Source organism: Pedobacter sp. WC2501 (genome assembly GCF_052682415.1).
Map to the genome: position 1 here is coordinate 1,307,127 of NZ_JBQZFI010000001.1, position 23,472 is coordinate 1,330,598.

23 protein-coding genes are annotated in these 23,472 nt (G+C 38.9%); 13 read left to right on the forward strand and 10 right to left on the reverse strand.

All coding sequences use genetic code 11. From position 1 onward, the window contains the following. Nucleotides 1-6: 6 nt before the first annotated feature. Complete coding sequence (locus ACUN24_RS05635; RefSeq protein WP_445561619.1) at nt 7-2,013, forward strand: urocanate hydratase; 2,007 nt, start codon at nt 7-9, stop codon at nt 2,011-2,013. Nucleotides 2,014-2,226: 213 nt separating this feature from the next. Here the strand turns inward: ACUN24_RS05635 and ACUN24_RS05640 are convergent, their stop codons facing one another. Continuing rightward, nucleotides 2,227-4,722: a PAS domain S-box protein gene (locus ACUN24_RS05640; protein WP_445561620.1), complete on the reverse strand. Its 2,496-nt coding sequence runs from the start codon at nt 4,720-4,722 to the stop codon at nt 2,227-2,229. An 88-nt stretch (nt 4,723-4,810) separates the two neighbouring features. Next, entirely contained in the window at nt 4,811-5,713 is a 903-nt protein-coding gene (locus ACUN24_RS05645; RefSeq protein ID WP_445561621.1) for a LysR family transcriptional regulator, read from the reverse strand. Nucleotides 5,714-5,811: 98 nt separating this feature from the next. On the opposite strand from ACUN24_RS05645, the gene ACUN24_RS05650 reads away from it, so the two are divergent. Both ACUN24_RS05650 and ACUN24_RS05655 read left to right on the forward strand, forming a co-directional pair. Continuing rightward, nucleotides 5,812-6,441 carry an NAD(P)H-dependent oxidoreductase gene (locus tag ACUN24_RS05650; RefSeq protein ID WP_445561622.1) on the forward strand — a complete coding sequence of 210 codons (630 nt, stop codon included), beginning with the start codon at nt 5,812-5,814 and terminating at the stop codon, nt 6,439-6,441. Beyond that, entirely contained in the window at nt 6,413-6,697 is a 285-nt protein-coding gene (locus ACUN24_RS05655; RefSeq protein ID WP_121284505.1) for a putative quinol monooxygenase, read from the forward strand. The genes ACUN24_RS05650 and ACUN24_RS05655 overlap by 29 nt, the downstream gene beginning before the upstream one ends. Here the strand turns inward: ACUN24_RS05655 and ACUN24_RS05660 are convergent. The 3 genes from ACUN24_RS05660 to ACUN24_RS05670 are packed head-to-tail and all read right to left on the reverse strand — an operon-like array spanning nt 6,694 to nt 9,790. Further along, nucleotides 6,694-7,548, reverse strand: coding sequence for an EamA family transporter (locus ACUN24_RS05660; RefSeq protein WP_445561623.1), 855 nt, complete (start codon nt 7,546-7,548; stop codon nt 6,694-6,696). The genes ACUN24_RS05655 and ACUN24_RS05660 overlap by 4 nt on opposite strands. 56 nt (nt 7,549-7,604) lie before the next feature. Further along, nucleotides 7,605-8,300: a response regulator transcription factor gene (locus ACUN24_RS05665; protein WP_445561624.1), complete on the reverse strand. Its 696-nt coding sequence runs from the start codon at nt 8,298-8,300 to the stop codon at nt 7,605-7,607. Then, nucleotides 8,288-9,790 (reverse strand): sensor histidine kinase, encoded by a 1,503-nt coding sequence (locus tag ACUN24_RS05670; RefSeq protein ID WP_445561625.1) that lies wholly within the window; start codon nt 9,788-9,790, stop codon nt 8,288-8,290. The genes ACUN24_RS05665 and ACUN24_RS05670 overlap by 13 nt, the downstream gene beginning before the upstream one ends. Nucleotides 9,791-9,904: 114 nt before the next feature. Here ACUN24_RS05670 and ACUN24_RS05675 point away from each other — a divergent pair, with 114 nt between their 5' ends. Beyond that, nucleotides 9,905-11,110, forward strand: a complete 1,206-nt coding sequence (locus ACUN24_RS05675; RefSeq protein ID WP_445561626.1) for a redoxin domain-containing protein — start codon at nt 9,905-9,907, stop codon at nt 11,108-11,110. 38 nt (nt 11,111-11,148) lie between these two features. Here the strand turns inward: ACUN24_RS05675 and ACUN24_RS05680 are convergent, their stop codons facing one another. After that, on the reverse strand, nt 11,149-11,496 hold the full coding sequence (locus tag ACUN24_RS05680; protein ID WP_445561627.1) for a hypothetical protein: 348 nt from the start codon (nt 11,494-11,496) through the stop codon (nt 11,149-11,151). Between the two features lie 120 nt (nt 11,497-11,616). Between ACUN24_RS05680 and ACUN24_RS05685 the strand changes: the two genes are divergently transcribed. Beyond that, nucleotides 11,617-12,147 carry a superoxide dismutase family protein gene (locus ACUN24_RS05685; protein ID WP_445561628.1) on the forward strand — a complete coding sequence of 177 codons (531 nt, stop codon included), beginning with the start codon at nt 11,617-11,619 and terminating at the stop codon, nt 12,145-12,147. A 119-nt stretch (nt 12,148-12,266) separates the two neighbouring features. Next, nucleotides 12,267-12,800, forward strand: a complete 534-nt coding sequence (locus ACUN24_RS05690; RefSeq protein ID WP_445561629.1) for a biopolymer transporter ExbD — start codon at nt 12,267-12,269, stop codon at nt 12,798-12,800. 306 nt (nt 12,801-13,106) lie between these two features. On the opposite strand, the gene ACUN24_RS05695 is transcribed toward ACUN24_RS05690, so the two are convergent. Both ACUN24_RS05695 and metK read right to left on the reverse strand, forming a co-directional pair. After that, nucleotides 13,107-13,268, reverse strand: coding sequence for a hypothetical protein (locus ACUN24_RS05695; RefSeq protein WP_445561630.1), 162 nt, complete (start codon nt 13,266-13,268; stop codon nt 13,107-13,109). A gap of 104 nt (nt 13,269-13,372) precedes the next feature. After that, on the reverse strand, nt 13,373-14,623 hold the full coding sequence (metK, locus tag ACUN24_RS05700) for a methionine adenosyltransferase (RefSeq protein ID WP_445561631.1): 1,251 nt from the start codon (nt 14,621-14,623) through the stop codon (nt 13,373-13,375). A 223-nt stretch (nt 14,624-14,846) separates the two neighbouring features. Here metK and ACUN24_RS05705 point away from each other — a divergent pair, with 223 nt between their 5' ends. The 5 genes from ACUN24_RS05705 (at nt 14,847) to hisS (ending at nt 19,091) form a co-directional block, all read left to right on the forward strand. Continuing rightward, the gene (locus tag ACUN24_RS05705) at nt 14,847-15,728 is read left to right on the forward strand and encodes a diacylglycerol/lipid kinase family protein (protein WP_445561632.1); all 882 of its coding nucleotides are present in this window, start codon (nt 14,847-14,849) and stop codon (nt 15,726-15,728) included. 138 nt (nt 15,729-15,866) lie between these two features. Next, entirely contained in the window at nt 15,867-16,217 is a 351-nt protein-coding gene (locus ACUN24_RS05710) for a translation initiation factor (RefSeq protein ID WP_445561633.1), read from the forward strand. Nucleotides 16,218-16,440: 223 nt separating this feature from the next. Beyond that, entirely contained in the window at nt 16,441-16,641 is a 201-nt protein-coding gene (locus ACUN24_RS05715; protein WP_445561634.1) for a hypothetical protein, read from the forward strand. Next, entirely contained in the window at nt 16,631-17,248 is a 618-nt protein-coding gene (locus tag ACUN24_RS05720) for a LytR/AlgR family response regulator transcription factor (RefSeq protein WP_445561635.1), read from the forward strand. Before ACUN24_RS05715 ends, ACUN24_RS05720 begins: the two co-directional genes overlap by 11 nt. Nucleotides 17,249-17,699: 451 nt before the next feature. Further along, nucleotides 17,700-19,091, forward strand: coding sequence for a histidine--tRNA ligase (gene hisS, locus ACUN24_RS05725; protein ID WP_445561636.1), 1,392 nt, complete (start codon nt 17,700-17,702; stop codon nt 19,089-19,091). A 122-nt stretch (nt 19,092-19,213) separates the two neighbouring features. Here the strand turns inward: hisS and ACUN24_RS05730 are convergent, their stop codons facing one another. Then, on the reverse strand, nt 19,214-19,945 hold the full coding sequence (locus ACUN24_RS05730) for a class I SAM-dependent methyltransferase (protein ID WP_445561637.1): 732 nt from the start codon (nt 19,943-19,945) through the stop codon (nt 19,214-19,216). A gap of 188 nt (nt 19,946-20,133) precedes the next feature. On the opposite strand from ACUN24_RS05730, the gene ACUN24_RS05735 reads away from it, so the two are divergent. Continuing rightward, the gene (locus ACUN24_RS05735; protein WP_445561638.1) at nt 20,134-21,432 is read left to right on the forward strand and encodes an MFS transporter; all 1,299 of its coding nucleotides are present in this window, start codon (nt 20,134-20,136) and stop codon (nt 21,430-21,432) included. 254 nt (nt 21,433-21,686) lie between these two features. Here the strand turns inward: ACUN24_RS05735 and ACUN24_RS05740 are convergent, their stop codons facing one another. Continuing rightward, nucleotides 21,687-22,067, reverse strand: coding sequence for a VOC family protein (locus ACUN24_RS05740; RefSeq protein WP_445561639.1), 381 nt, complete (start codon nt 22,065-22,067; stop codon nt 21,687-21,689). 120 nt (nt 22,068-22,187) lie between these two features. On the opposite strand from ACUN24_RS05740, the gene ACUN24_RS05745 reads away from it, so the two are divergent. After that, complete coding sequence (locus ACUN24_RS05745) at nt 22,188-23,468, forward strand: replication-associated recombination protein A (protein WP_445561640.1); 1,281 nt, start codon at nt 22,188-22,190, stop codon at nt 23,466-23,468. The last annotated feature ends 4 nt before the right edge of the window (nt 23,469-23,472 follow it).

Here is a 23,472-nt window from a genome sequence, read left to right on the forward strand (position 1 = left end):
CAGGAAATGGATTTTAAAGCACAGCTATTGGCAGGTATTCCTTCGGTTTTACCCGCAAAAAAAATAAGAAATGCGCAATTAAGCCATGCGCCGGTAAGGAGAGCGGTGTTAAATGTGCCGGAAAAAAAACTGAGCATTAAAAATGCGCTGCGTTATTTCCCCGAAGCATGGCACCAGGAACTCGCGCAGGAGTTTTTAAGTGAACTGGAAAACTACGGACACATTTACATGTACCGTTTTATGCCCGATTATGCCATTTATGCACGCCCAATAAGCGAGTATCCTTGTCGTACGCCACATGCTGCCGCCATTATGCTCATGATTCAGAACAATCTGGACCCGGCAATAGCACAACATCCGGAAGAACTGATTACTTATGGTGGCAATGGCAGTGTATTTCAAAATTGGGCGCAATATTTACTCACCATGCAATATCTTGCTACAATGACTGATCAGCAAACGCTGAATATTTACAGTGGACATCCGCAGGGCTTATTTCCTTCCAGTACCGCAGCACCCAGGGTAGTGGTAACCAATGGCATGATGGTGCCGAATTATTCTTCGCCTGAAGATCTGGAAAAATTTGGTGCCTTGGGGGTAACTCAATATGGACAGATGACCGCCGGTTCGTATATGTATATCGGACCTCAGGGGATTGTTCATGGTACGGCAATTACTTTAATGAATGCTTTCCGTAAAAAAGGTTTTTATGGAAAAGATACCGCTGGTAAAATTTTCCTTACGGCGGGTTTAGGAGGCATGAGTGGAGCGCAAACCAAAGCTGGTAACATTGTGGGCTGTATTACGGTATGTGCTGAGGTAAATCCAAAGGCGGCGACCAAAAGGCATCAGCAAGGTTGGGTGGATGAGTTGATCGATAATTTAGATGAACTGGTGAAAAGGGTTCAATTGGCTCAAAGTGAAAAACAAACGGTTTCATTGGCTTATATTGGTAATGTGGTGGATGTTTGGGAACGTTTTGATCAGGAAAATATTGAGGTTGCGATTGGTTCCGACCAAACTTCGCTTCATAATCCTTACTCTGGTGGCTATTATCCTGCAGGTTTAAGTTTTGAGGAAGCCAATGAAATGATGGCCAATGCAGCTGAACAATTTAGAATTAACGTTCAGGATTCGTTAAAAAGACATGCTGCCAGCGTTAATAAACATACCGCTAGGGGAACTTACTTTTTTGATTATGGAAATGCCTTTTTACTGGAATGCAGTAGGGCAGGTGCCGATGTAATGGCGCCTAATGGAATAGATTTTAGGTATCCCTCCTATGTAGAAGATATTCTAGGCCCGCTATGTTTTGATTATGGTTTCGGTCCCTTTAGGTGGGTTTGTGCCTCGGGCGATGAAAAGGATCTCGATCTAACCGATCGCATGGCGAAAGAAGTAATGGAAGAAATCAAACTTACTGCACCTTCAGAAATACAGCAACAGTTACAGGACAACATCAACTGGATTACGGCAGCCAAAGAAAACAGGTTGGTGGTCGGTTCAAAAGCCCGTATTTTATATGCTGATGCCGAAGGACGTGCAAAAATTGCTTTACGCTTTAACGAGGCTATTAAAACCGGTGAATTATCAGCTCCTGTAATTTTAGGCAGGGATCATCATGATGTAAGCGGAACAGATTCGCCTTTCAGGGAAACGAGCAATATTTACGATGGAAGCAGGTTTACCGCCGATATGGCCATCCATAATGTGATTGGCGATAGTTTTAGAGGTGCAACCTGGGTTTCGATCCATAATGGCGGTGGCGTAGGCTGGGGCGAAGTGATAAACGGTGGTTTCGGAATGGTACTTGATGGAACCGGACAAGCTGCAGAAAAATTGCAGAACATGCTTTTTTATGATGTAAACAACGGAATTGCCAGGAGAAGCTGGGCCCGTAATAAGGAAGCCCGTTTTGCCATCGAACGCGAAATGGAACGGACAGGTAATTTGAAAGTTACGCTGCCCAACTTAGTTGATGAAGAACTATTGGATGGCTTGGGAATAGGGTAGGCTTTTTTACGACAGAGGCTTTTGTTGTCATTCTGAACGCAGTGAAAAATCTTTCATGTTTAGAGAGAAAGATTCTTCGTTTCACTCAGAATGACAGATCTCCCTTTGCTTAACCACGGAAACACATAAAAAAAAATTAATCGCTTTTCTTGAAAAACCTCTGCGCCTATTGTGAAAATCTTAGTGATCTTTGCGGTAAAAAACTGTGATAAATTACCTCAAAGGCAAAGTAAAATGAAACACAGAGCCTTTACCTTCTTCACTTTCAGCCCATATCCTGCCACCATGCCGCTCAATAATTTCGGCGCTTAAATAAAGTCCGATACCGAAGCCCGAGATTGTATGATTCCCCTGAACACGGTAATAACGTTCAAAAAGCTTGTCAATATCATCAGGTTTTATGCCTATTCCCTCATCTTTAATCTGAATTTCAACCTCAGCATCAAGTAGTTTGCAGGTTATTTCGATGCGCGTTCCATTATCGGAGTATTTTATGCCGTTACTGATCAGGTTAGAAATCACATTCCCGATTTTATCCCGATCGGCATTAATGTTAACCTCGCAGGTCGGATTTAATATAATTTGATGCGAAGATTGTGAGATATAAGTTTCTTCGATGGTTTCTTTCAACAACTCATCTAAATTAAAGTTGATTTTCTCGATAAGCAGCTTACCAGATTCCAAACGTGATACATTTAAGAAACCATTGATCATGGTGCTCATTTTTCTGATCTGGCTATGTGTTTTTTCCAAAGCAATCATTGCATAATTATCTTGGTCTTTTTTAGCCTTGCGCTGCAAAACCTGAACAAAGCCATTGATGGCTGTTAATGGTGTTTTTAATTCATGACTGACCATTCCGATGAAATCATTTTTTCGAAGTTCATCTAGTTTTTGTTCCGTGATATCAATAAAAAGACCCGAATATTCTGTCGCGTTACCATGCTGGTCTACAAATACCCTCCCGGTTGCTCTAACCCATTTTTCTTCGCCGGTGATTAAATTATTTATTGGAAATTCATTATCACTTGAAGAGTGGCTGTTTAATGCGTTTGTTAAAGATGCATTCAGTATATCATGATAATCGGGATTGATCGCGCTCATGATGACGTCTATTTTAGCAGGCTCATCCGGTGGTAAACCGAGTAAATTTTTAACAAATCCCGATACGGTAAGTTCGAGTGTTTTTGGGTCGATGCTCCAGGTACCCATTCTGCCAGTATCAATGGCCTGAAGTAGCCTTTCTTCACTATCGGATAACTTTTTGGTATATTGGATCAGGTCTTCATGTGTTTGGGCAAGTTCTTCGTTGGTAGTGGCCAATTCCTCATTTGCCGCCGCCATTTCAATATTGATATCCTGAAGCTCTTCCTGATAAAGTTTTCGGTCTGTAATATCCGGACTTACCGTAGCAATCGCAGTTATTTTATCTTTTTCCTGATCTTTTATGGCAAAACCGTTCCATTCGATCCAAAACGGATTTCCTGTCTTTTCGTTCCAGAAGCGGATTTCCTGTTTGAAATTGATGCCCTGCAAAACCCCGGTTAAAAGTTGTTGGGCGGCGGGCCTGTCTGCAGGGAAAACACAGTCTGTTATCTTTCGGTTCGTGAGATTAGTCCAACCTAATTTCCTTAATGCTGCAGGGTTCAAATATTGGATAGACATATCTAAACCGAATAAAGCGATAAACTCTGAACTGGCTTCGATGAGTTTATTTAAATTTAACCGCTCTAATTCAATTAATTTTCTTTCGGTAATATCAATACACGAACTGATGTAACCGGCAAAAGACCCGTCGGCGTGGAAACGTGGAGGGCCGCTTGCAAGTAACCATCGGTAATCACCTTTTTTAGTCAGGATTCTAAATTCGCCTGTAAATGGTTTTTTTTCTGCCAGTGCTGAAAGGTAAATGTTTACATACCTATCACGGTCTTCAGGGTGAATCAGGTCAGCCCAGCCAAAAGCAAGCAGGTTCTGCATTGATCTGCCGGTTAAGGTAATCCAGGGTTTATTAAAGTAAATCGCATTTCCCTGCTCATCACCAACGGCAATAAAAATATCAGTTCCTTCTGCCATGGTTTTAAAGCGTTTTTCGCTTTCCGACAGTTGGTTAAACCGTTCTGCAACTCTTAATTCGAGTTCGTTATTTAGAACGTGTAAGGTTTCTTGTGTTTCCTGTAATTCTTCATTCGTGGCCACCAGTTCTTCATTGGTAGCCGCAAGTTCTTCTACTGTGGCAGCAAGTTCCTCGTTCAGTACCTGTTCGCGCTGTAATGCTTCATTCTTCTCTTGCTCCCTTTCTACAGCTTCCTTCCTCAATACACGCTCGCTTACATCAATCGCGGTATGTAGAATACAGATGGTCTTGCCTTCGTCGTTTTTTATGGCCCGATATTCAAAATCAAAATAAAAGGTTTTTAGCTCACCGTCAATAATAATGTCGGCAGCGGTATCCTTTCCCGAAATCACAAGGCCTTCCAGCCAAACTTTTCTGAACATCTCAATAAAAGGTTGGCCTTTTAATTCAGGCAGGGCATCTTCAAGCGATTTCCCGATCACACGCCTGTCTTTACCCCAAATGCGCAGCATCGCGTCATTTGCGGTCTGTATAATGGCCGTTTCTCCAACATGAACAGCCGTTGCGGTATGGGTTTGATTAAAAACTTCTATTAGTTGATCATTACTTAAAAGCGGACTGGACTGACTCATTCTGGAATTTTACGACGTGATCTAAAATAATTATTTTACTTAAGGTTCAAATAAAAACAGGCCTAATCAGGATTATTTTCAATAGAAACTATATACTAACCATAACCTCTTTAAAAAGGTTTTTGATTATGTGAATTTCTGATGCATACTGCGTATTTTTTCTACAACCAAAGTATAAAGTGTTGGTGAGCTTTGAGGTACCTTCCCAAATAACCTTTACTTTTTCTTCTTCAACTTCTTTTTTACAAAGAAAATCGGGGATAATTGCCAGGCCTTTTCCGCCAGATAAGCAGCGGACAATTGAATTGAGATTAGGTACAATGTAGTTTGGGCGGAAATCGGCATGCTTGCCAAAGTTAAGCTGCCAGAAACGTAAAAGATGTTCCATATCACCTGCAGTACCATACCATTTTTGCTTTTTTAACCAGGCCTCCATTCCTGCCAGATCTTTCCTTTTAACTAACGAATCAAAAGTTCGCCCGTCAGTTTCTATTCCACCAACTAAAACAATGGTTTCGGAAGAAAACGCTTCATGTTCCACATTTGGAGAATTGCCTTTTTGTGGGGTAATAATGAGGTCTAAAATGCCTTTATCCAATTGATCGAGCATTTCGGGATATTCGCCAAAACGGATAATTACATTAAAAGGAAGGGTAGAAATATATTGCTCGAGCGTAATCTGAAAAGTTTCGAAACACATGCCTACACTAATGGTCGGGGTATGCTTCTCCGTACTTTTCTGGAAATGTTTTTCTGCATCCTCCAGTTTGGTCAAAGGCTCCACTATAAAATTATACAATACTTTTCCCTTTTCGGTAGGGATCATTTTCCTGCCGGTTCGCTCGAACAGCTTGTAGCCAACATAACTTTCTAAAGAACTTAAATGCAAACTTACCCCAGGTTGCGATATAAACAGATTTTCTGCTGCACCAGTTAACGTTCCTGTTTTATAAATTGCCTTAAAACTTCTATACCATTCTAAATTAACCATAAAGATGTATTATAATTCTGATACAAAGCTATGAATTAACTTGTTTTAATAATAGATTGAGACGCTGTAATTTTGTGTTATCAAATTGAAAAAACGAAATGACAAAAATATTCATTATTAACGGAGGACAAAAATTTGGTCATTCTGGTGGCAGGTTTAACGAGACAATAGCTAATGCAACTGTCGATTTTTTTACTTCAATGAAAGAATTTGAAGTAAAAACAACCAATATCAACCACGATTACAACCCCGAGGAAGAGGTGGAGAAATATGTTTGGGCGGACGTTGTAATTTACCACACCCCAATCTGGTGGTTTCAGTTGCCACATGGATTTAAAAAATATATTGACGTGGTATTCACCCAGGGTCATAAAAAAGGAATTTACATTAGCGATGGGCGCAAGGCGGATAATCCAACCAGAAATTATGGTACAGGTGGCATGCTGCACGGACGGAAATATATGGTAACATCATCATGGAATGCACCAAAAGAAGCTTTTACTTTACCTGGAGAATTCTTTATGGAAACCAGTGTGGATGAAGGTGTCTTGTTTGGTTTCCATAGAATGAATGCTTTTACCGGAATGGAACGAATAGATGGCATCCATTTTCATGATGTGGAAAAGAATGCAGATATTAGGAGTGCACTTAAATTATACCAGGAACATTTAACCCAAAATTTTTTAAATACAGAAGTATATGAGCATTTACTTAACAGCAATAGTTAAAAGCAAACAAGAAACCACCGTGGCATTAAGAACGATGCTGCTGGATATGGTGGTAAATTCTCGTAAGGAAGAAGCCTGCATTCAGTACGATCTGCATGAGTCGGCAGTTGATCATACCTTTATTTTTCAGGAAGAATGGAAAGATCAGGCAGGTTTAGATCTGCACAATAAGCACCCATATATTTTAGCCTTTGTAGCACAAGCTGATCAGTTGACAGATGGTATTGTGATTTATAAAACAGAAAAACTGGCCTAATTATTTTTTGTATGCCTGGCTGTTAATGCAGAACCTGCTGAAGCAATGACAACAAAAGCCACGGCAAAACACTCTTTTAATGTGAGGTATTCTTGTAAAAAAACGAGTGCGGCTAATGAGGCCATAGCAGGTTCTAAACTCATCAAGATACTGAAAGTCCGGGCAGGAAGCTGCTTAAGTGCCCTCATTTCCAGGGTAAAGGGAATGGCGCTTGATAGTAGCGCAAGTGCCGCTCCTAATCCTATTAATTTAGGGTTCAGCGTGCTTAAACCGCCACCATAAATACCAAAGGGTAAAATTACAATTGTAGCAAATAACATCCCGATAGCAACGGCATCACCACCTTTCATTATTTTTGAAATTCTACCGCCCAAAATAATATAACCTGCCCAAAAAACGCCGGCCAAAAGTGCCAGCAATACGCCAGCTAAATTAAGTCCTTTGCCTGTCCATGGCGTAATCAATACAATACCGGTAGCAGCAAGTACCACCCACAGAAAATCAACAGGTTTCTTCGATCCAATAATGGCAAGTCCTAAGGGACCGACGAATTCTAACGTTACCCCTAAGCCGATCGGAATTCTTGCTATGGCCATATAAAAAACCAGATTCATTACGCCTAGACACACGCCGTACAGGATCACGTATTTCCATTGTTTAGCATTAAGTTTAAATAGGTTTGGTCTGAAGGCAATTAGTAAGATTACCGCAGATAAGCCGATCCGTAAAGATGCTGTTGCAGCAGCCCCAATTTGCGGGAAAAGCCCTTTTGCAATTGCCGCTCCACATTGCACACTGATAATGGATAGTAAAACTGCCGGTATTGGTGGAATATTGATTTTGCTTTTCATTAAGGGCACTCGTAAAATTGAGGCGCAAAATTAGGGAATAATAATGTGGTAAAAGCTTAATAAACCAATTTATAGCCTTGGCCCCTGATATTCATAATGAAAATAGATGGATCATCCTTCAGGTATTTCCTTAGTTTGGTGATAAACACATCGAGACTTCTGCCAGAGAAATAGTCATTGTTGCTCCAAAGTGCATTCAAAATCACATTACGCTCCAGCATGTTGTTTTTATTGAGCAAAAGCATTTGTAATATTTCAGCTTCGCGGGTGGTTAATGTTCTCTGACTATTCGCTATGGTTAAAATGCCTTTTGGATAGTAAAATTGATAATTGCCTATTTTTATTGGCTGCTTTGCTTCATTTTCGGGCTTAAATAGAAGTCGGTTTTGGCTTAATAATGCTTTTACCCTGATGGTGAGCTCTTCCATACTAAAAGGTTTTTTTAAATAGTCATTGCCGCCACTTTCGAAACCCATTACCACATCGGCAGGGAGCGATTTCGATGTTAAAAATATAATCGGCGTTGCCATATCAATCTGTCTCAGTTGTTTTGCGATCGAGAAGCCATCGCCATCCGGTAGCATTACATCTAATATTAATATGTCGGGCTTTGATTTATGGTATTGACTAATGGTTTCTTTAGCGGTTAAAGTATGTATCACTTCGAATCCTTTTAAGGCTAATGTTTCCTTAACTATTTCGGCAAGTGCAGGCTCGTCTTCTACAAAGAGAATTTTATTTAAAGTGGCCATCCCAAAGTGATTTTAGTTCCTTTACCAAGTTTACTTTCCATTTTATACCAGCCATTGTGTAAATGCATGATCTGTTTCACATAATTTAACCCTAATCCATGCCCTTTTACCGGATGACTATTGCCGGTACTTACCCGATAGAATTTCTCGAACACGGCAGGGATGTCTTTTTCAGCTATTCCAATGCCATTATCTTCAACCTGTATCGTTAGAAAAACCTCTTTCTTTTGAATGGTTACCTTGATCAGGGATTCTTCACCTGAATACTTTATTGCATTGTCTATGATGTTGCTTATGGCATGCTGAAACTGAGTAGAATCAACATATATCTCGTTTATTTCACTTCTGTTTTGATAATCAATAGTAATTCTTTTCCCGGCTTTCATTTCATGCAGGTTTATGATTTCCATTATTTTATTGCCGAAAAAGACTTTTTCTTTTAGTAGGGGAGATTTCCCATCCTCATAAATGGCGATATTTAAGACTTTATCAACCAAAATATTCAATCGTTCAATTTCATTTTTTGCATGGATCAGGTACCGGTTATATTTATCATCATCGTTTCGGATGATGGGGTTGTTCAAGGCTTCAATGGCAACTGAGACCGTTGATATGGGTGTTTTAAATTCGTGGGTGATATTACTGATGAAATCGTTTTTAATGGTCGATAATCTTTTCTCCCAAAAAAGTCTTTTTAAAAGAATGATCATACAACCTGACACTATAAAGATCATAGCGAACGAAGAAAACAGAAGTAAGGCCATTCTGGAAAGAATGTAAGCCGATGGACTTTTAAACATTGCTCTTACGTATTGTTGATCATCGGTAAAACGGTAGGTTTGAAACGCCCTCGTAACAAAAGCATAATCAAGCTTTTTTATACCCTTATTATTGGTGCTGTCTACTTTTTTAACGATAAAGCGATAAGGTGTTTCAATGTTTCGGGCTTTTAAGTAAATGTTAAATGCGGGTCTTAAGCGAGTGGTGTCGAACTGGTATTTCTTGGTCTGTTCATCCATAAACAGACCAAGCTTTTGTGTTCTATAATAAATGGTATGTGTTTCCAGATCTTCTTCTCTCATTAGCATTGCAAGTTGGCCAGCAATATGTTTGCGCACACTGGTATCACTTTTGTTTTTTGGAAGGGCCTTACTATAATCTGATAAGCTAAACGACGATGAGAATTTATCTTTCTCATCACCCTTTGCGCTAACCGTGTAGATATATTTCTTGTCTTTTTTATCAAATTTGGCACTAATCAAAAAAGCATTGGTATCTAAAAGTTTTTTTTCGATAATGTTCTGAATCGTATCACAGCGTAAGTTGAGCTCTTTTTTTATTCCATCTTCGAAAGCAAGGTTAACTTCCTTTTCAAAATCTTTTAAAGTTGTTTTGTAATAGTTAACAATCCAATATACCTGCAACGATAAAAGTGCCACCATTACCGAAAAACAGATTGCAATTAAAATGTTGGCACTTTTTCGCATCATCAAATGTATGTTAAATCTCTAAGTCTAAATATTGCATTAACATAATATAACCTAAAATAACATATCCGATAACTCAGTTTAAAGTGTGTTTTGTTCAGTTTTGGTAAAACAAAAATGATGAAAGCAATATTTTTTAATCTATTATTATTATCTGTATGTGCATCTGGTGCATGGTCACAGGGCATTCAGATCAAAGCCGGCGATCAATTTCCGGATATATTGATCAAAAATTTAATCAATTCGCCTGTCAAGTCCATTCAGCCTGGAGAAAAGCAGGATAAGATTTATATCTTAAACTTGTGGGGTACCTGGTGTAGTCCATGCATTCCCGAAATGGATACGCTGGCTAAACTACAATCGCGTAATCCCGCAAGCATTCAGGTCATCGGTATTTCTGACGAAAAACCTTCAAGGCTCCAGAATTACCTGACAAAAAAACCGTCGAAGGTCTGGCTCTATAGTGATATCACGGGATTTTTTTACAAGCTGTTTGACTTTGCGTATGTAGGGCAGAGTGCAATTATAAATGCTAAGGGTAAAGTTGTGGCCCTGGTTAGAAGCGATTCAATTGATCAAAAAATGATCGATCGGTTAGTAAAAGGATTAGCAGTAAAATCTACAGCAGAATTTAAAGAGAAACCTGTAAATAACAACAGTGATATTTTTGCTGTTGATTCTACTTTGATCCACAGTTTTACGTTGCGCGGTTATATAAAAGGCCAGCATTCGGGCAGTATGCGGTATACCGATAAAAGTGCTTTCGATGGTCGTAGGATTACCTTTACCAATGCTTCGATGGCTTCCTTATATAAAGATGCTTATGGTATAGTTTCTGAAAAACAATTGATTTACGAACTCCCCGAAAAAGAAGTTTCTGACTTTGATCACAAGGAAACACTCTATTCTTTAGACTTACTGGTTAAGCCTGAACAAAAGGATAGTTTAATGGTTATCCTACAAAATAAACTTCTGGTATTACTACCTGTAAAGGCTAGAATAGAATATCGGATGATGCCTGTTTATGTGCTGATCAATAAAAATTTTAACCAAAAAGAATCAAATGATGTAAAACTGAATTATAGCTTTAGCGGGCAAGGTTACGATGGGCAGGGTGCTACGTTAGCCAACTTTGCCAACGATTATCTAAGTAATGAATTTAGTTTCCCCGTTGTAGACGAAACAGGTTTATCAAAACGATACAATATCAAAACTGATTTAGCGATAAGAAATAGAGAGGGTATGCTGAAATCGATAAATGATATCGGATTAGACTTAGTTAAACAGGATAGAAAGATGAAAGTTCTGGTCTTTTATAAATAGAAATGGTCCGGTTAACCGGACCATCTTTAAAATTTTTATTAACTGAATAATTCCTGCTCGTCTCTGTTTTCAGTTGGGATCTTTTTTAAGAAATCGTCAAAAGATGGCCCGTCGTTATCCGAATAGATGCCATAAGCGTCTAATATATATCCAATATTTTTATCCTGATCTTCCAGAAGATACAATACAGAGTTATCCGCAGGGTCTGAATCTCCTTCAAAGCGGTAGGTTTTAACAATAGTTAAATCTTCAGGTTTGTAGATTTTACCCAACGATTTACTTTGCATCTTACCGTGGTCAGTCATTTTTAATTCGTTATCTTTTCCTTTCAGCCTCAATTTCTCCAGAATTTGACTCAAAGTGTTCATTGCAGTTGGCTGTTCCATAGTTATACGATTTTATAATGATTAAACAAGTGGTATTCGAAATGGTTTTAACCGTATCTGTTTTAGATCAAACTAAATGATTGTCAATGTGTTTAGTATGCAAACTAAATTTAAAAAAAAATGAAAAAATATCTTTTAAGCATAGCCATTGCAGGCCTTGCATTTGTAAGTGCCTGTACCAAAACCGACAAAGAAATTGCACAGGCAACATTAACCGAAACGGCTGATAATACCAAAACCATTGGAACAGCAAAATTTTACGAACTGAGCGATGGGAAAATTAAGATGGATATTGAGATGAATTTTGCTGCACGTGCCGACAGCAATGTTGCTGTCCACTTTCACGAGCATGGCGATTGCGGCAATATGGGAGAAAATACACATGGCCACTGGAATCCAACGAAAGAAGCACATGGAAAATGGGGATCTGCAGCTTACCACAGTGGCGATATTGGCAATATCATGTTAGATAGTAAAGGCCATGCCACACTTTCGGTTACTACCGATAGATGGAGTATAAAAGATGGCGATATTAAAAATATTATCGGTCGTGGAATTATTGTGCATGGCGGTACAGATGATTATACCACGCAACCTACCGGCAACTCGGGACCACGAGTGGGCTGTGGAGTTATTGAAGCAGTAAAATAATTTGTATTAATGATGGTCGTTCCTCCCCGGAAAGACCTTTCTTAAGCGGCTAAATTTTTAGCTGCTTTTTTTTATGCAATTTGATCAAGGTTGTCATCATCATTAAAAACCTAATCATTATGGCAACTCTAAACGAATCTCAAAGCGGCAAGGCCGTAAAAGGAAGAACCAAAAAAGCAACACCAAAGGTAGATCTTACTGCGATGGTAGACCTGATGTTCTTATTAACTACATTTTTTATGCTTACCACAACGCTGAGCCAATTAAATGCTGCAGACATTGCTAAGCCTGTTAATGAGCATAATCCTGATCCTGCTCCTTTCCCCGAATCGCGCACCATGACCATTGTACTTGGTAAAGATAACAAGGCAGTATCTTATATGGGGACTATTGAAAAGGCCAACATGAAAGTGATCCCTATGGCAAGTCTCCAAAAGGAAATTGCTTCGAATAAGCTATTGGTGGCGGCTACCCATCAGAACAATCCATCAAAGTATATGATCGTGATCATCAAACCGGGCAAAACGGCTAAGTTCCAAAATTTTGTAGATGCAGTTGATGAAATGAAAATTGCGGATATTAAATCTTATAGCATAGACGATGATCATTTCGCCGGGAAAGAGTTGTCGTTTATGAAAATGAATGGCATATAGATCACTGATTTTAAATAGATATAAAATGTTTTAGGGCTAAAGAATAAATTGAATATGATAAAGGTCAACTAATTTCTTTGTTTTTTGGAAAGCAATTGTAGTAAGTCTTTTTAATGTTAGTCCTGCTTTTTGCTTGTAGTCCCGATTAGAAAAAATCGGGAGCTACCCGCGTCAATCAGGTTTAAATAGGTTAGGTTTTTGCAATTCTGTTAGGTTGAGCAGGTGTGCCAGAAAAACTTACGAAGTTGGCCCCGGCTTGGGCTAAGCGAAACTTAGTAAGTTTGGCCTGTGAGCACTAAACCCAGGTTAACTAAACCTGACAGGAGCGAACACCGAACGCAGAGAGGTAAAGCGGATGGCAGGGCTTTCGGTACCGATGGATGCAGGATCCTGCTTTTCAAAAAAAACATCAATGATTTTTCTACTGTTTATTGAGCCACCACACATGGTGGTGTTGGATGTTACCATCCGACACAGATTTTTACAGTCAGATGGTAACATCTGACTTCACGATAACAAAAAAAGGCGTTCTGCAATGCTGCAAAACGCCTTTTCTAAAAATTTATTTGGAATTAAATGCCGAAAGCAGCTTTAACCTGATCTACGTAATCTAATTTCTCCCAGGTAAACAAATCAACCGTAACCGTTTTTTCTTCACCGTTTGGTGTTCTAAAAGTTTTGGTAACCGTTTCTGGTGTACGGCCCATGTGTCCGTAAGCAGCAGTTTCGCTGTAAATTGGGTTTCTTAACTTTAAACGTTGCTCAATAAAATAAGGACGCATATCAAAAATTGATTCAACAATTTTAGCAATCTCGCCATCAGTTTTACCTACTTTACCCGTTCCGTAAGTATTGATGTAAATACCCATTGGTTTTGCAACACCGATAGCGTAAGAGACCTGAACCAAAATTTCGTCAGCAATGCCAGAAGCCACTAAGTTTTTAGCGATGTGACGGGTAGCATAAGCTGCACTTCTATCTACTTTACTTGGATCTTTACCAGAAAAAGCGCCACCACCATGGGCACCTTTACCACCGTAAGTATCAACAATAATTTTTCTACCGGTTAAACCCGTATCGCCATGCGGACCGCCGATTACAAATTTACCGGTTGGGTTAATGTGGTATTCAATTTTATCGTTAAATAAATGTGCGTAAGCCGGGTTGTTTTTGATGATTCTTGGAATCAGGATATTTACCAGATCAGTTTTGATTTTGGCCAACATGGCGGCTTCTTCATCAAAATCATCATGCTGTGTAGAAATCACAATGGCATCGATGCGAACCGGTTTGTTATTATCATCATACTCTAAAGTAACCTGGCTTTTCGCATCCGGGCGCAAATAAGTGATTTCGTTATTTTCGCGGCGTAAAACAGCAAGTTCCTGTAATAATTTATGAGAAAGGTTTAATGCCAATGGCATGTAATCTTCCGTTTCGTTGGTTGCATAACCAAACATCATACCTTGATCGCCTGCACCTTGTTCTTCTTTGCTGCTTCTATCTACACCCTGGTTAATGTCCTGCGACTGCTCGTGTATGGCAGATAAAATACCGCAAGAGTTGGCCTCGAACATGTATTCGCTTTTGGTGTAACCAATTTTCTTGATTACATCACGTGCAATCTGCTGTACATCTAAATATGTTTTAGATTTTACCTCACCTGCTAAAATAACCTGACCAGTAGTTACCAAAGTTTCGCAAGCTACTTTTGATTCTGGATCGAAAGCCAAAAAATTATCAATTAACGCATCCGAAATTTGATCGGCGATTTTATCTGGGTGACCTTCAGAAACAGATTCTGATGTAAATAAATATGACATTTATTAAATAATTAATGAAAAATAAACAAATTTATAATTGCCAAACCCCTTGGAAACAGGTGTTGAAATGATTGAAAGGAGGCATTAGCAATTTTTTTAAGTGGTTGCAATCCGGTCCCGTGGTATCGGGATAGCAAATCAATCCACTTTTTACTGCCGCAAAATTAGCATATTTTCTTTATTTCAAAAATTATAGATTATTTTGTGCACTCAATCTTACACTTTGCACACAAAGATCAATATCCTCTTTATCATAAACCCCATCTCCGGTGGGAGGGGAAAACTGCGTATTCCAGATTTTATCGACAAATACCTGGATAAGGAAAAGTTTAGTCCCAATTTTGTTTTTAGCGAATATGTGGGGCATGCCGGCGAACTGGCAGACGAAGCGTCTACCAAAAACTTTGATGTAATTATAGCTGCGGGTGGTGATGGTACCATAAATGAGGTAGCCACAAAAGTTTTAAAGCATAATAAAATTTTAGGGATTTTGCCGCTGGGATCAGGCAATGGCCTTGCCCGCTTTTTAAATATTTCTAAAAACTTAAGGTATGCGCTGTCTATTATCAATAATTTTAAGATTGATGAAATTGATACGGCTGAGTTTAACAAAAAATGTTTTTTCAACCTGGCAGGTATGGGTTTTGATGCCCACCTGAGTTCTGTTTTTTCGAAAGATAAAAAACGCGGACTATCGGGCTATGTAAAACTGGGTTTTAAAGAGGTTTTTAACTACAAGGCGCAAACTTATAATTTGAATATCGACGGTACCGAATATACCAGAAAAGCCTTCGCCATCAGCATTGCCAATTCATCGCAGTATGGAAACGATGTTTATATTGCACCAAATGCTTCGGTAAAAGACGGGTTGCTGGATATTTGCATTATTAAACCCTTCCCGATAATAAAATTGCCTGTTTTGGGTTATGTAATGTTGAGGGGCAAAGCAGAAAGCTCCGATATGATTGAAATTATTAAAGGAAAAAATATTAAAATTATAAGGGAAACGGCAGGAGCGGTGCATGTGGATGGCGAACCTTTGCAAATGGGCGTTGAAATTGAAGCAGTTATTAATCCACTCTCGTTAAAGGTAATTGTTCCGTAGCTGAGTTTGGAGTTGAGCGTTTGGAGTTTAGAGTGAATTAATCTGTTATTAAGGTCATGAAGCATCAAGCTATCAACCATTGACCAATGAACCTATGGCTAATGAACCCTCACACATCTCCCATATTACATTATAAGTATGAAACCAAAGAAAAACAGTTTAAGCGATCTTGGCGGAATTATGTATTCTACCAATCCCGAATTCGAATACGAAGAAGAAGTTGATGATACCGTTACCTCGCCAAATAATCATCAGGATTTAAGGGTAATGCTCGATAAAAAGAACCGCGGTGGCAAGGCTGTAACCTTAATTACAGGTTTCAGAGGCCGCTCAGAAGATTTAGAAGTATTGGGCAAAATGTTGAAGACCAAATGTGGTGTAGGCGGCTCAGTTAAAGATGGCGAAGTTATGATCCAAGGGGATGTTCGTGATAAAGTGATAGGGATTCTGCAAAAAGATGGTTATAAAGTGAAAAAAGCCGGGGGATAATGTAGAAGCTGTCATCCTGAGTGCAACGAAGGATCTTTTTATTGTTCATCGCGAGCATAAAAAGATTGCTCCCCAAAAAGTCTGGATTTCTCTTCGCAATGACTAACCTCACGAATACTAGTTGCCTTCTTACCAATCCTCATCAAAACCTAGCCAATCCTCAATATTGGTTTTTAAATGTATAGCGCGTAATTACTTTCGCTAAACATTTAAATCAATCAACATGAAACAGTTATTATTTTTATTCTTTTTTGTTATTTCTTTTGGCTTACAGGTTACTTATGCGCGATTTTTGAATCTTGGTGCTGCAGAGATAATCATGCTTTTGGTCGTAGGCTTTTTTACCTTAGCCTTTGTTGGAGTGGTTCTTTTTTTATGTTTATATTTAGCCAAACGCGCTAAAACCGCTAAAAATGAGAAATAAAATAATCTTCGGATTTGCTTTTATAGTTACCTACAGCATTCAGGTTGCCCATGCGGAATTTTTAAACATGGGGAGTGCGGAGATCATTATGCTTTTGGTAGCAGGTATTATTTTTTTTGGTTTTTTTGGAGGTATTTTTATGTTGATCTATTTTTTGATCAGAAGGAACCGTACGCATTCCCAAATAATGCCAAATACCGTTGCTATAAATTTTACACCTCCCACAGCATATCAAAATCCACTTATGGATGAAAAGACGGATAAGAAAGAGCCCATTAAGATAAATGCCAGGATTGCTTTGCCTCAACAGAACGAAATAAGGTACGTTAACACTAATGAAATTATAAGGTGCGAAGCGGACAACAATTATACCAACTTCTTTTTTAACGGGGGAGATAAGCTGCTCATTTCGAAACCGCTAAAAGAATATTCAGACTTACTTAAACCACAAGGTTTTATTCGGGCACACCAAAGTCATTTGGTAAATCCGAAATTTGTAAAAAGCTGGCTAAAAGAAGATGGTGGAACGTTGTTGATGGATAATGGTGATAAAGTCCCCGTATCTAAACCAAACAGGGAAATGGTAAAAGAGGTGTTGGGGAAATAGTTTTTAAAATAATTATGTCATTACGAGTAACCATCAGGTCTGTGGCCTGAAAAATATAGGAATGACGTCCTATATGCGCTTTCTAATGTATTATATTTAAGATTTTGCATCCTGCAAAACTCATTGAGCTAAGATGTCTAAGGTAGTCGTAAAAATTAAAGATTATGCAGGTTAATTAACCACCTTAGACACCTAAGAACATCTAATTCATTAAATAATCCTTTAGGCTTTCACACTATATAAGGACATGTAAGCTTATATGGTTCTTAAATGTCTTATATGGTCAAAAAAAACACTAAATATCAGTTGTTTACATAAACGTCATTATAAGGTACTAAGCAATCTTAAAGCACTCGCACGTAAGCGGTCGTTGTAAGATTGCTTCGTCGTTCCTCCTCAGCAATGACGAATCTTTGTTTTTTAAACCTTACATTTTTGTACTTTTGCGGCTATGTCAGTTATTAAACCCTCTTTAGCAAAAGGCACCCGCGATTTTACTCCGGTTGAAATGGTAAAACGCAACTTTATTTATGATACCATTAAAACGGTTTTCAGGAAATATGGTTATGCTGAAATTCAGACGCCAAGTTTTGAAAATCTTTCTACCCTAACCGGAAAATATGGTGATGAAGGTGATAAACTGATTTTTAAAATTTTAAATAGTGGCGAATTTCTTAAAGATCCAAAAAAGAAATCGTTCGATTTTGCTGAAGAAGATAATAGCAATAAACTAATCCCTTTAATTTCTGAAAAAGCCTTACGTTACGATTTAACAGTGCCATTTGCGCGTTATGTAGTGATGCACCAGCACGAAATTACCTTACCTTTTAAACGTTTTCAGGTGCAGCCCGTTTGGCGTGCCGATCGTCCGCAAAAAGGTAGATACCGCGAATTTTATCAGTGTGATGTGGATGTGGTGGGATCTGAAAGTTTACTGAATGAAGCTGAATTTATTTTGATTTACAATGAAGCCTTAAGCAAATTAGGACTAAAAGATTTCAGCATAAAAATTAATAACCGGAAAATTTTAACGGGTATTGCCGAGATCATAGGTAAACCTGATTTGATAATCGATATGACGGTTGCTATCGATAAACTGGATAAAATCGGTTTAGATGGCGTAAGTAAAGAATTGTTGGAGCGTGGCTTTACCGAAACTGATTTGGAAAAACTGCGTCCGGTAATTTTACTGGAAGGTACCAATGAAGAAAAATTGGCCAGTCTGAAAGAAGTTTTAGCACAATCTGAAACCGGTTTAAAAGGTATTGCTGAAATTGAACAGGTTTTTGAATACGTAGAAAGCCTGATTGCTTATGGGTTGCCATTGGTAGCCAAATTAGAACTTGATATTACTTTGGCCCGTGGCTTAAATTATTATACCGGCTGTATTTTCGAGGTTAAAACCAACGAAGTGGCCATGGGCAGTATTGGGGGAGGCGGTCGTTATGATGATTTAACAGGTATGTTCGGTTTAAAAGATTTGACCGGCGTGGGTGTTTCTTTTGGCGCCGACCGTATTTATGATGTATTGGAAGAACTTAACCTTTTCCCTGCCTCAGCAGAAGTTGGAACAAAAGTATTGATTAGTAATTTCGATGCGGAAGCCGAAAAATATGCCTTGCCGATTGTTCAACAGTTTAGAAATGCCGGTATAGCTGCAGAGTTATACCCAAGTTCGGCAAAACTGAAGAAACAAATGGCTTATGCCGATGCAAAAAATATCCCCTACGTAATTTTAATTGGAGGCGATGAAATTTCCGGCGGCGAACTTACATTGAAAGATATGCAAAGCGGAGAGCAGAAAAAGCTAACTGTTTTAGGTATACTGGAGTTGTTGAAATAGAAGTTTAATTCACCACAGAGATCACTAGAGTTTTCACAGAGTAAACGGAGGCTATTGGCTATCCCTAACTGAAACAACTCAGTGACCTCTGTGCCGTTTCTCTGTTGCCTCTGTGGTTAAATTCATCGTCCAACCCGCAATAAAATAGGGAAATGGACATCTTTCTCTGCATCATCACCCCAGGCTTCTTTTAGCTCAGTAAAGAGGTATTCCAGGGGATTGCGATCATTGGCTTTTTTGTAATGTTGCAATGAAGACCAGGTATTTAAATAGCCAATTAACTGGTTAAAATTCCAGGTGGTTTTAATCTGAAAATGTGGTGCAATTATTTCTTCAAAAGGAAAAGGAATGGTTTTATAACCTTCTTCAATGTAGCGGCGTTCACTGTCCCAGTATTTGCCTAATATATCTTCATAAAGCTTATGGATAACTTTGTCTACTTTTTTATCGATAGACATAATCCCATAACCAATTGCCGCAAAAAGACCATCTGGTTTTAATGTTCTTTTTACCTCTGCATAAAAGGCTTCGAAGTTAAACCAATGGATGGCCTGCGCTACCGTAATCAGATCGAAACTATGATTTTCCACCGATGTTTGTTCTGCTGGCTCCACTTTGTAAGTGATATTTGGCAACTGTAAAGCGTTTTTTAATTGATTTTCACTAATGTCTGTTGCATAAACCGACCCGAAATGCTGGGCCAGCACCCGGGCAACCTGACCATTCCCTGTGGCACAATCCCAGGCAGTTTCCTTGTTTTTTAGCAGACTAAAAAGATAATCGTACAATTCCTGCGGATAAGTAGGACGATATATGGCGTAATCGGCAGATTGGGTAGAAAAGTTATCTTTCATTTTTATTAATGATTGAATGTTGAATGGCGTAAGGAGTAAATGTAATCGCGATGAAAATAACTCCGCTCTTTCTTTATAAAATTATTATATTTTTGATTAACAACTGGTGTTAATTTAAGTTTCATATTGGGTTATTGAATCACTCATTCATTCAATCACTTACTCATTCTCTCATTCAATATTATACTATGGAAAAAACAGTACAAAAAGACGAAGTTAAGGATGTAGAATACAGGCTGAAATCTATTTTTGGTGGTTCGGTTGGCAACCTTGTTGAGTGGTACGATTGGTACACTTATTCTGCTTTTGCACTTTATTTTTCTCCGGCTTTTTTCCCAAATAGCAATCCAACGGCTCAGTTATTGAATACTGCAGGCATTTTTGCCGTGGGATTTTTAATGCGCCCAATTGGAGGTTGGTTATTTGGTAGCATTGCTGATAAATTAGGCAGGAAACGCGCGATGACACTTTCTGTGTTAATAATGGCGATAGGTTCATTAATTATCGGTTTAACCCCAGGTTACAAACGAATCGGTATAGCCGCTCCACTGTTGCTTGTGTTTGCAAGATTGATACAGGGCTTGAGTACCGGTGGCGAATATGGAACCTCTGCTACTTATCTAAGCGAAATGGCCACCAAAAAACACCGTGGCTTTTATTCGAGTTTTCAGTACGTAACCTTAATTGGCGGACAATTATTAGCTTTAGGGATCCAGCTGATCTTGCAGAACTGGTTACTTACTCCTGCCCAGTTACACAATTGGGGCTGGCGCATTCCTTTTTTTATTGGTGCTGTACTCTCTTTTATTGCGTTGTATCTGCGTAGGCATATCAATGAAACGGCAGCCTTTAAAAGCAAAGATGCGGAAGACAAAAAAGGAGGCATCGCTGTACTATTGAAATATCCGAAAGAGATTTTTACGGTTGTGGGTTTAACTTTGGGAGGAACCATTGCCTTTTACACATTTAGTACCTATATGCAAAAGTTTCTTGTGAATACGGTTCACCTCAGTAAAGAGACCTCTACAACGTTATCATTCATTTCGTTGCTGGTTTTTGCCATTATGCAGCCTTTGTTTGGTTTGTTATCCGATAAAATCGGTAGAAAGCCCTTGTTAATCGGTTTTGGGATATTGGGCACTTTATGTACCTATCCAATTTTAACAGGCCTGGCAGGCGAAACCAATACCACAATTATTTTTTTATTGATGATAGGTGCCTTGATTATTGTAAGTGGCTATACAAGTATCAATGCAGTGGTTAAGGCTGAGTTGTTCCCTGCCGAAATCAGGGCTTTGGGTGTGGGTTTGCCTTATGCTTTAACCGTTGCCATTTTCGGTGGCACAGCAGAATATTTTGCGCTTTGGTTTAAAAATATCGGTCACGAAAATTATTTCTACTGGTACGTAACCGGATGTATTTTGATTTCGCTGATTTTGTATACGACTATGAAAGATACGAAGCATCATTCGAAGATTGAGGATTAGATTTTTTGTGCTATCTGTCGTCATTTCGAGCGGAGTGCAACGTAGCCGAGAAATCCTAAATAGTCCTCGTTTGTAACGAGGATTATCGAGATTTGCATTTGTAATGCAGTTAAGCAAACTAAATGGCGATAAAATCGCCTTTCTCTTTTATCCTCGTTACAAACGAGGACGATGAAAGTTTTATGCGCCTAAATAAAATTATCTCAAGTGACTAAGATGGTGAATAAAAAATGAACGGCTTTAATAAGTGAAAACTACAAATAATTACTCACCTCAATTAAATTCATATCCGGATCGCGGAGGTAGATCGAAATAATCTTACCATTTGCTCCCGTCCGTTCTACAGGCCCTTCTTCAACCTCGTTACATTTTTCTTTCAGTTCCTGCATCACCTCAGGAAGTGGAAAATCGGTAATAAAACATAAATCGGCCGTACCCGGCATCGGTTTAAATGCTTTTGGCTCAAACTCACTTCCATATTGTTGAAGATTGATTTTTTGATTACCAAACTTCAGCGCTTTTCGGTTTTCGCCAAATTCAATAACCTCCATTCCCAGGGCAAGACTGTAAAACCTGCAGGTACTTTCTAAATTGGCAACCGTTAATACAAGGTGATCTAAATTCTTGATGTCCATAATAATAAATTAGAACTAAAGCATTCGTCCTTTTGTTTTAACTAAAGGATTTTATAATCCTGACATTTGGTTGGCAGATTATCAACCAACAAAATACTCAATTTTTATATATTTACCATTATGCAAAACCTGCCTCCTTTAGCCGAACGTATGCGCCCTCAAAACCTCGATGAATATGTTGGGCAGAAACATTTAGTAGGAGTTGGAGCGGTGTTACGCAAAGCGATTGAAAGCAGTCAGCTGCCATCCATGATTTTTTGGGGACCTCCGGGAGTAGGAAAAACTACTTTAGCCTATATCATTTCGCAGGCATTAGACCGGCCCTTTTTTAACCTGAGTGCCATTAACAGTGGAGTGAAAGATATCCGCGAGGTAATCGACCGTGCCGCACAGCTAAAAGATAGCTTTCTGGGCTTGCCTATTTTGTTTATTGATGAAATCCACCGTTTTAGCAAATCGCAACAGGATAGTTTGTTGGGCGCAGTTGAACGGGGTTTGGTTACTTTAATCGGTGCTACAACCGAAAATCCATCGTTCGAGGTCATTTCAGCGTTACTTTCCCGTTGTCAGGTTTACATTTTAAAATCACTCACAGAAGAGGAATTAGTCGGTTTGTTGCAAACAGCCATTAAAAAAGATGCTGTTCTTGCCGAGAAAAAAATCACGATAAAACAACACGAGGCCTTAATCCGGTTATCTGGTGGCGATGCACGAAAACTCTTAAACGTACTCGAAATCGCCATCAATGGCATTGGTGGTAATAAAATAATACTCACCAATGAGAATGTACTGGCGCATGCACAACAAAACCTCGCGCTGTATGATAAAGCCGGAGAACAGCATTACGATATCATTTCTGCATTTATTAAATCAATCCGTGGCAGCGACCCTAACGCTGCTGTTTACTGGTTAGCCAGGATGATTGAAGGAGGAGAAGATCCCTTATTCATTGCCCGCAGGTTATTGATCTTATCTTCAGAAGATATCGGCAATGCTAATCCGAATGCACTGTTGCTGGCCAATAACTGTTTTACGGCGGTTAATGTAATCGGATACCCGGAAGCAAGGATTATCTTATCACAATGTGTAACCTATCTGGCCAGTTCGCCAAAAAGCAATGCCTCTTATGAGGCCATTAACAAAGCGCAGGCTTTGGTTAAACAGACAGGAAATCTACCTGTACCTTTACATATCCGCAATGCACCGACCAAACTGATGAAAAATATCGGTTACGGGAAAGATTATCAGTATTCACATGGATACGAAGGTAATTTTTCGCCCCAGGAATATTTTCCAGAAGAATTAAGCGGCACAAAGCTCTATGATCCGGGGAAAAATGCTGCAGAAGAGAAGCTGAGAGAGAAACTTAGACAAAATTGGAAAGACAAATACAAATATTAGTGTA

Bases quoted from the DNA above. Each gene is read 5' to 3' on its own strand.
- metK (WP_445561631.1), bottom strand. From the start codon at position 14,623: ATGTCATATTTATTTACATCAGAATCTGTTTCTGAAGGTCACCCAGAT.
- ACUN24_RS05660 (WP_445561623.1), bottom strand. From the start codon at position 7,548: ATGAAAAGCAAAATCAATATTCCACCAATACCGGCAGTTTTACTATCC.
- ACUN24_RS05690 (WP_445561629.1), top strand. From the start codon at position 12,267: ATGGCAACTCTAAACGAATCTCAAAGCGGCAAGGCCGTAAAAGGAAGA.
- ACUN24_RS05735 (WP_445561638.1), top strand. From the start codon at position 20,134: ATGGAAAAAACAGTACAAAAAGACGAAGTTAAGGATGTAGAATACAGG.
- ACUN24_RS05720 (WP_445561635.1), top strand. From the start codon at position 16,631: ATGAGAAATAAAATAATCTTCGGATTTGCTTTTATAGTTACCTACAGC.
- ACUN24_RS05740 (WP_445561639.1), bottom strand. From the start codon at position 22,067: ATGGACATCAAGAATTTAGATCACCTTGTATTAACGGTTGCCAATTTA.
- ACUN24_RS05695 (WP_445561630.1), bottom strand. From the start codon at position 13,268: ATGGTAACATCCAACACCACCATGTGTGGTGGCTCAATAAACAGTAGA.
- ACUN24_RS05670 (WP_445561625.1), bottom strand. From the start codon at position 9,790: ATGATGCGAAAAAGTGCCAACATTTTAATTGCAATCTGTTTTTCGGTA.
- ACUN24_RS05635 (WP_445561619.1), top strand. From the start codon at position 7: ATGGATTTTAAAGCACAGCTATTGGCAGGTATTCCTTCGGTTTTACCC.
- hisS (WP_445561636.1), top strand. From the start codon at position 17,700: ATGTCAGTTATTAAACCCTCTTTAGCAAAAGGCACCCGCGATTTTACT.
- ACUN24_RS05745 (WP_445561640.1), top strand. From the start codon at position 22,188: ATGCAAAACCTGCCTCCTTTAGCCGAACGTATGCGCCCTCAAAACCTC.
- ACUN24_RS05645 (WP_445561621.1), bottom strand. From the start codon at position 5,713: ATGGTTAATTTAGAATGGTATAGAAGTTTTAAGGCAATTTATAAAACA.
- ACUN24_RS05650 (WP_445561622.1), top strand. From the start codon at position 5,812: ATGACAAAAATATTCATTATTAACGGAGGACAAAAATTTGGTCATTCT.
- ACUN24_RS05675 (WP_445561626.1), top strand. From the start codon at position 9,905: ATGATGAAAGCAATATTTTTTAATCTATTATTATTATCTGTATGTGCA.
- ACUN24_RS05680 (WP_445561627.1), bottom strand. From the start codon at position 11,496: ATGGAACAGCCAACTGCAATGAACACTTTGAGTCAAATTCTGGAGAAA.
- ACUN24_RS05665 (WP_445561624.1), bottom strand. From the start codon at position 8,300: ATGGCCACTTTAAATAAAATTCTCTTTGTAGAAGACGAGCCTGCACTT.
- ACUN24_RS05730 (WP_445561637.1), bottom strand. From the start codon at position 19,945: ATGAAAGATAACTTTTCTACCCAATCTGCCGATTACGCCATATATCGT.
- ACUN24_RS05640 (WP_445561620.1), bottom strand. From the start codon at position 4,722: ATGAGTCAGTCCAGTCCGCTTTTAAGTAATGATCAACTAATAGAAGTT.
- ACUN24_RS05715 (WP_445561634.1), top strand. From the start codon at position 16,441: ATGAAACAGTTATTATTTTTATTCTTTTTTGTTATTTCTTTTGGCTTA.
- ACUN24_RS05710 (WP_445561633.1), top strand. From the start codon at position 15,867: ATGAAACCAAAGAAAAACAGTTTAAGCGATCTTGGCGGAATTATGTAT.
- ACUN24_RS05655 (WP_121284505.1), top strand. From the start codon at position 6,413: ATGAGCATTTACTTAACAGCAATAGTTAAAAGCAAACAAGAAACCACC.
- ACUN24_RS05685 (WP_445561628.1), top strand. From the start codon at position 11,617: ATGAAAAAATATCTTTTAAGCATAGCCATTGCAGGCCTTGCATTTGTA.